7 protein-coding genes and 1 pseudogene are annotated in these 6,052 nt (G+C 70.4%); 5 read left to right on the forward strand and 3 right to left on the reverse strand.

The window, feature by feature from the left end; genetic code table 11:
- Window positions 1-59 precede the first annotated feature (59 nt).
- Window positions 60-473 carry a TIGR03618 family F420-dependent PPOX class oxidoreductase gene (locus tag WA805_RS05030; protein ID WP_422280720.1) on the reverse strand — a complete coding sequence of 138 codons (414 nt, stop codon included), beginning with the start codon at window positions 471-473 and terminating at the stop codon, window positions 60-62.
- Window positions 474-820: 347 nt separating this feature from the next.
- Here WA805_RS05030 and WA805_RS05035 point away from each other — a divergent pair, with 347 nt between their 5' ends.
- Entirely contained in the window at window positions 821-1,552 is a 732-nt protein-coding gene (locus WA805_RS05035) for a haloacid dehalogenase type II (protein WP_422280722.1), read from the forward strand.
- A 90-nt stretch (window positions 1,553-1,642) separates the two neighbouring features.
- On the opposite strand, the pseudogene WA805_RS05040 reads toward WA805_RS05035, so the two are convergent.
- Together WA805_RS05040 and WA805_RS05045 are read right to left on the reverse strand one after the other, a co-directional pair.
- Window positions 1,643-1,819, reverse strand: a pseudogene (locus tag WA805_RS05040) (pyridoxine 5'-phosphate oxidase C-terminal domain-containing protein); the annotation flags it as partial.
- The gene (locus WA805_RS05045) at window positions 1,816-2,850 is read right to left on the reverse strand and encodes an NAD(P)-dependent alcohol dehydrogenase (RefSeq protein ID WP_425241766.1); all 1,035 of its coding nucleotides are present in this window, start codon (window positions 2,848-2,850) and stop codon (window positions 1,816-1,818) included. The pseudogene WA805_RS05040 and the gene WA805_RS05045, both read right to left, overlap by 4 nt.
- Before the next feature lie 125 nt (window positions 2,851-2,975).
- On the opposite strand from WA805_RS05045, the gene WA805_RS05050 reads away from it, so the two are divergent.
- From WA805_RS05050 to WA805_RS05065, 4 genes are all read left to right on the forward strand, one after another.
- Entirely contained in the window at window positions 2,976-3,650 is a 675-nt protein-coding gene (locus WA805_RS05050; protein WP_425241767.1) for a TetR/AcrR family transcriptional regulator, read from the forward strand.
- Window positions 3,651-3,920: 270 nt separating this feature from the next.
- Window positions 3,921-4,694: a DUF4389 domain-containing protein gene (locus WA805_RS05055; protein WP_425241768.1), complete on the forward strand. Its 774-nt coding sequence runs from the start codon at window positions 3,921-3,923 to the stop codon at window positions 4,692-4,694.
- A 112-nt stretch (window positions 4,695-4,806) separates the two neighbouring features.
- Entirely contained in the window at window positions 4,807-5,673 is an 867-nt protein-coding gene (locus tag WA805_RS05060) for an alpha/beta fold hydrolase (RefSeq protein WP_425238635.1), read from the forward strand.
- A 73-nt stretch (window positions 5,674-5,746) separates the two neighbouring features.
- A partial coding sequence (locus tag WA805_RS05065; RefSeq protein WP_425241769.1) for a hypothetical protein occupies window positions 5,747-6,052 on the forward strand: 306 nt, incomplete at its 3' end.

Below are 6,052 nucleotides of genomic sequence, written 5' to 3' on the forward strand. Positions count from 1 at the left end.
GTAGAGGGATCCGCCTGTGCTGGCGGGATCGAGATGGGCGCAGTTGCCACCCGGGCTGGCTAGTCGTGGCGCTGCCGCGCCCATCCGCTCTGGTGGATCGTGGCCGCCTGGATGGTCAGGATGACGCGGACCTGGTCGCGGCCCCCGTACCACGGGTAGGGGGTGCCCAGGTAGCGGTGGGCGAGTGCCTCGATGTGCTCTGCGCCGCCCTCGGCGGTGATGCCAGTGACCTGCCCGCGGATCGCGTAATAGCGGGCCGGGCCGGACGCGTCGCACACGTTCACTGCCACCCGCGGGTCACGCTCGACGTTGGTGACCTTCTGGTGGCCCCGCACGGAGTTGATCACGACATGCTTGCCGTCGGTATCGGCCCAGGTCTGGGTCACCTGGGGTGACCCGTCGGGCATCACGGTGGCCAGGAAGCACAGGCTGGGCTGGCGCAACAGCGCGATCAGGCCCTCGGGCAGGTTCAAGGCTCGGTTAGCTCCCTTGCGTCAGTGCGGATCGCGGCAACCATTCATGAAGCTACTCTCACCCGGGCGGCCCCCGTCGGGGGAACGGCATCCGCTGGCATGGCCGGATGGCAAAGGCCCGGCGTTTCCGCGACTACGCGCCACGCGATCGCGTCAGATGCTTCCGCGGAAACGACCTGTCGTGCCGGGGACAGGTCACCGCCACGGACAAGGGCGAGACGTTGGCCATGCCGTGGGGACCGGGCGGCAGCCGCGAAACTGAATCGCCGCCCAGGGACGCAGGCTAACGGGGAGGCCTGCCCGACGGTGGCAGTTGCGGTCTCATCTGGTGATGAGATGCTGGCACGGTGGCATTCACCCCCGTGTCTACCGCCCAGGCCATCAAGGCCGTGTTGTTCGACGTGTTCGGCACTGTGGTCGACTGGCGGACCGGGGTCGCCGCGGCCGTCCGCCGGTTCGCCGCCGAGCAGGGCCTGGAACTTGACGCCGCCGCGTTCGCCGATGCCTGGCGGTCGCGGTACGTGCCCGGGATGCGGCGGGTCAGTACCGGACAGCGGCCGTTTGTCGCGCTGGACGTGCTGCACCGGGAGAACCTCGACGGCGTGCTTGCCGACCTCGGGCTTGATCCGGGGCGCTTTGGCCCGGCGGCGCTTGACGAGCTCAACCGCGCCTGGCACTTCCTGCCGCCGTGGCCGGACAGCGTCCCGGGGATCACCGCGCTGAAACGGGAGTACATCGTGGGGCCGCTGTCGAACGGGAACACGTCCCTGCTGCTGGACATGGCGAAGGCGGGCGGGCTGCCCTGGGACGTGATCCTCGGCTCGGACGTGTCCAGGGCCTACAAGCCGGCCATCGAGGCGTACCTGCGGCCGGCCGCCATGCTCGGGTTGCAGCCGGGGGAAATCATGCTGGCCGCAGCGCACGAGGCCGACCTCGCAGCCGCCCGCCAGGCGGGCCTGGCCGCGGCGTTCATCTCCAGGCCCCTGGAACCAGGGCCCGGGATCCCCGGGGCCGGCGTTGCCACCAAGCCGTGGGACCTGTCCGTATCGTCCATCACCGAACTCGCCGACCTGATGTGACCCGCGCCGCGCCGAAGGCGCAGATCCGGCTATTCCGCTCGTTACGGCGACAGCCGCTTGATGATCCAGTCGCTGCCTGCCTGCCGGGCGGTAGCGGATCCGGTCGCGCAGACCGTCCGGCGATTCCTGCCAGAACTCGACGCGGGACGGCAGAACCCGGAAGCCGCCCCAGCGCTCCGGCCGGGGAACACCGCCTCCGCCGGGGTGGCGTGGTGGAGCGGCTTCTCGCCGGGTGCGGCGCGTACCAGGGGCGGCGATGCGGCTCAGATGGTGATGGCGACCTTCCCGCGTGCTTGCCCGGTTGCGAGCTGACGCATGGCCTCCCGGACCTGGTCCAGTGGGTAGGTCGCGCCGATGCTCGGGGTGACTGTGCCAGCCTCGAGGAACTCGGTGACCCGTTCGAGGTCGCTGGCGCGCTGCCGGGGGATGAGCATGGTCAGCCGCTGGTGCAGGAACGGTGACAGGGCCAGCGCGCGGAACTGCCGGCCCATGCCGGTCACGTTGCCGCCGTCCTCGCCGCCGGTGAGGACGGCGGTCCCGGTGGGTGTGAGCGCGCGCCGGAGCCGGGACAGGGCGGGGTTTCCGGCGATGTCGACGATCAAGTCGTAGCGGCGGGCACCGTCGGCGAAGTCGTCCTGGGCGTAGTCGATGACGTGCGCCGCCCCCAGGGATCGCACAAGGCCGGTTTTCGCGGTGCTGCACACGCCAGTGACCTCCGCGCCCAGCGCTCTGGCCAGCTGCACAGCGTAGCTGCCGACACCGCCCGACGCGCCGGTGACGAGCACCTTCTGTCCCGCCCGGACATGGCCGGCGACGGTCAGGGCGTTCAGGGCGGTGACCGCGGACACCGGCACTACCGCGGCCTGCTCGAAGGTGAGGCCGGCCGGCATGCGGGCGAGCTTGTCTTCGCGGGCCGCGGTGTACTCGGCGAAGGTGCCCCGGCCGAACCCGAACACCTCATCGCCTACCCGGAACCGGGTCACCCCCGGGCCGACCGCCACGACCGTGCCGGCCACATCGAGCCCGGCTACCGGCTGCCTTGGCGCGCGGACACCGGCAACCAGGCGCAGCAGGTACGGCCGCCCCGTCATCACATGCCACGTGCCCCGGTCCAGGCCCGCCGCGTGCACCCGCACGAGCACATCGCCGCCAGCGATCTCGGGCGGGGCGATCCGGGCGAGCCGCAGCACGTCGGCGGAGCCGTAGCCGTCCTGTACGATCGCCCGCATCGTGCCTGCTGCCGTCGCCGCCAGGGTCGCCGCGCCGTCCGCTGCTGCGTGCTGCCGTCCAGGTTCCATGATCGCTTCCTCCCGGGCCGCTGGTGCACCCCGCCATTCGCGTCGTGCCTTGTCTCGTACTTAGTACGACACGTTACAGTACTAAGTACGAGATGGCTATGGCCGGGAGTGACATGTTGGAGCCAGTGGTTGAGAGACCTGAGGAGCGCCCCCCGCTCAGCCGGGAGCGAGTGCTGCGCGGCGCTGTCGCGGTCGCCGACGCGGGGGGAATCGGGGCGCTGACGATGCGCTCGCTGGCCCGGGAGCTCGGCGTCAAGCCGATGTCGCTCTACTACTACGTCGCGGGCAAGGCCGAGATTCTCGATGGCATCGTCGATCTGGTCTTCAGTGAGATAGACCTGCCGTCGCCAGGCGACGACTGGGAGTCGCAGATGCGCCGCCGGGCGGACTCGGCCCGCCGGACGCTACGGCGCCATCCCTGGGCCATCGGGCTCATGGAATCGCGAGCCAATCCCGGTCCCGCGACGCTCCGCCACCATGAATCCACCCTCGCCACCCTGCGCAGGGCCGGTTTCTCGGTGGCCATGACCGCTCACGCCTATGCCCTGCTCGACAGCTACATTTACGGATTCGCACTGCAGGAGGCCGCCCTGCCCTTCAACCCCCAGACCGCCACCGAGGCCACCGAAGCGATCACGGAGCGGTTCGCGGGCGAGTATCCCTACCTTGTCGAGATGGCGACCAAGCACATCCTGCGCCCCGGCTACGACTTCGGCGATGAGTTCGAGATCGGGCTCACCGTGATCCTGGACGCCCTCACCGGATCGATCCCCGGCGACGGCAGCCAGCCTCAGCCCTAACCGCCCGCAATGTCGGCGGCTACGCAGCTGTGGCCTGTCCGGTGAGATCAGCACTGGCCTGCCAGAGCCGCGCCGCGGCGGCCTCGTCGTAGCTGCGCGCGGCGGCGCTACGGGGCTTGGTTGGTCAGGAAGCTCCAGTCCGCCACGCCCGCGAATTACTCAAGATCATTTCTAGAAATCCATTGCTAGTTTCTGGTTGCGAACGTAGCGTGAAGACAACCCTACGGGCCGGTGATCCGCGCCGGCCGGCGCCCATCGTGCGCCGCTGTCATGGAGGTGGCGTCCGCGTGCACTGACGAGGAGGAAGTCATGGAAAAGAGCTATCCCGTGCAGGTGCGAGCGCGCCTGGATGAGCCGTTGAGCCGCTGGCTGTGGCTGGTCAAGTGGCTGCTGGCGATCCCGCACTACATCGTGCTGTTCTTCTTGTGGATCGCGTTCGCCGTCGTCACCGTCATCGCGTTCTTCGCGATCTTGTTCACCGGCCGCTACCCCCGCTCGCTGTTCGGCTTCAACCTGGGGGTGCTGCGCTGGTCGTGGCGGGTCGGCTACTACACCTACAGCGCCCTGGGCACCGACCGCTACCCGCCGTTCAGCCTGGACCAGGAGCCGGACTACCCGGCGACGCTGGACATCGCCTATCCGCAGCGGCTGTCCCGCGGCCTGGTCCTGGTCAAGTGGTGGCTGCTGGCCATCCCGCAGTACGCCATCGCCGCCGTGTTCGCCGGCGGCGCCGCGTACACCGCGACCGGCAGCTCGGGGGCCTGGCGGGCCGATGCCCTGTCCGGCGGCCTGATCGGGCTGCTGGTGTGCTTCGCGGCGATCACGCTGCTGGTCGCGGGCCGCTACCCGCGAGGGCTCTATGACTTCATCGTGGGCATGAACCGCTGGGTGCTGCGGGTCGTCGCCTACGCCGCCTTGATGACCGACGCCTACCCGCCGTTCCGCCTGGACCAGGGCGGCGCCGACGCGCCCGCCCCCGGACCCGACGACCTCACACCCACATCGGCCGCCTCGGCCCTGACCCCAGCCGTACCAGCCGGCTGAAGGACCCTGCGGCCGGGCCCGCCAAGGGCCTGCCGGCACTGGGGTCGCCGCCGTCATGGCCACGACCGTCGCCTGGTAGCGAAGCCAGACCAAAACCAAAGGCGATGAACTCATGAGCACCGCAGCGAACCACACAACGCGCGCCAGCCATTCCAGCTCCGTGCCTGCTGTCGAGGAAACCAGTTATCTCCGCTGTCCTGAGGGGCGGATCGGCTACGACGTCGCAGGCGCCGGCTCCCTGGTGGTGCTTGTGCCTGGCCTGGGTGACCTGCGGGCCGGCTACCGTTTCCTCGCTCCTGCCCTGCGGGCAGCGGGTTACCGGGTCGCCTGCACCGACCTTCGCGGCCACGGCGACAGCGACACCACGTTCGCGTCCTACGGCGACGAGGAAACCGCCGGCGATGTCATCGCCCTGATCGGAGAACTCGGCGGCCCCGCGGTAGTGGTGGGCAACTCCATGGGCGCCGGGTCCGCGGTCCTCGCCGCCGCGCAGCGACCTGGCCTGGTCTGCGGCCTGGTGCTGATCGGGCCGTTCGTCCGCAACGGTAAGACAAGCGCGAGGCAGCGCCTTCTGCTGCGCGTGGCCATGGCACCGCCCTGGGCGGCCATCTCCTGGAAGTCCTACCTGCCCAAGCTGTACGCCGGCCGGCGGCCAGCCGATTTCGGCGAGTACCGCGACGAGGTCATCGCGAGCCTTCGCCGACCGGGACACGCGAAGGCGTTCTCGGCCACCACGCGCACCAGCCACGACCTGGCGGAGGCACGGCTGGCCGATGTCACAGCGCCCGCCCTGGTCGTCATGGGCGAGCAGGACCCCGACTTCCCCGACCCGCGGGCGGAGGCCGATTGGATCGCCCGCGCCCTGGGCGCACAAGTCGTCATGGTGCCCGAGGCCGGGCATTACCCGCAGTCGCAGCGGCCCGACATCACCACTGGCGCAGCCCTGCGCTTCCTGGAATCGGTCACGGGCCGTGCCTAGGCAGGCCCGTGTGTCCGAGCAGGCGGGGGCGGATCGCCCGGGAGGTAGCCGTGCCGCAGAGCCGGAAGTGACCGTGACCAGGCGCACCACTTCCGCCGCTGACCGCACTAGCGGCACAGTCACCGAAGAGCCGCCCACGACAGATTCGCCCAGGATGCGGCTGGCTCCCGGGGAGCGGAAGACCCGGCCGTGGGACCGTGTCCTGGCGCCCGCGCGGTACCGGCATCCGGGCGATGTGATCCGCCTGATCACCGCGGTCTCGGTGCTGGCCATCGCGGCCGTGACCGCCGTGCTGCTGCCTGCCCTGCTCCGGCCGGCCGCGGCGATCACCGCGGTCGGGCCCGCGACCGCGGCCGGGCAGGTGCTGACCGGCCTGGTC

Origin of the sequence: Trebonia sp. (assembly GCF_049794275.1) — a bacterium.
In the GTDB taxonomy this organism is placed as follows: Bacteria; Actinomycetota; Actinomycetes; order Streptosporangiales; family Streptosporangiaceae; genus Trebonia.

Excerpts from the sequence above, each read along its gene's own strand:
- WA805_RS05055 (WP_425241768.1), top strand. The coding sequence starts at position 3,921 with ATGGAGGTGGCGTCCGCGTGCACTGACGAGGAGGAAGTCATGGAAAAG.
- WA805_RS05060 (WP_425238635.1), top strand. The coding sequence starts at position 4,807 with ATGAGCACCGCAGCGAACCACACAACGCGCGCCAGCCATTCCAGCTCC.
- WA805_RS05045 (WP_425241766.1), bottom strand. The coding sequence starts at position 2,850 with ATGGAACCTGGACGGCAGCACGCAGCAGCGGACGGCGCGGCGACCCTG.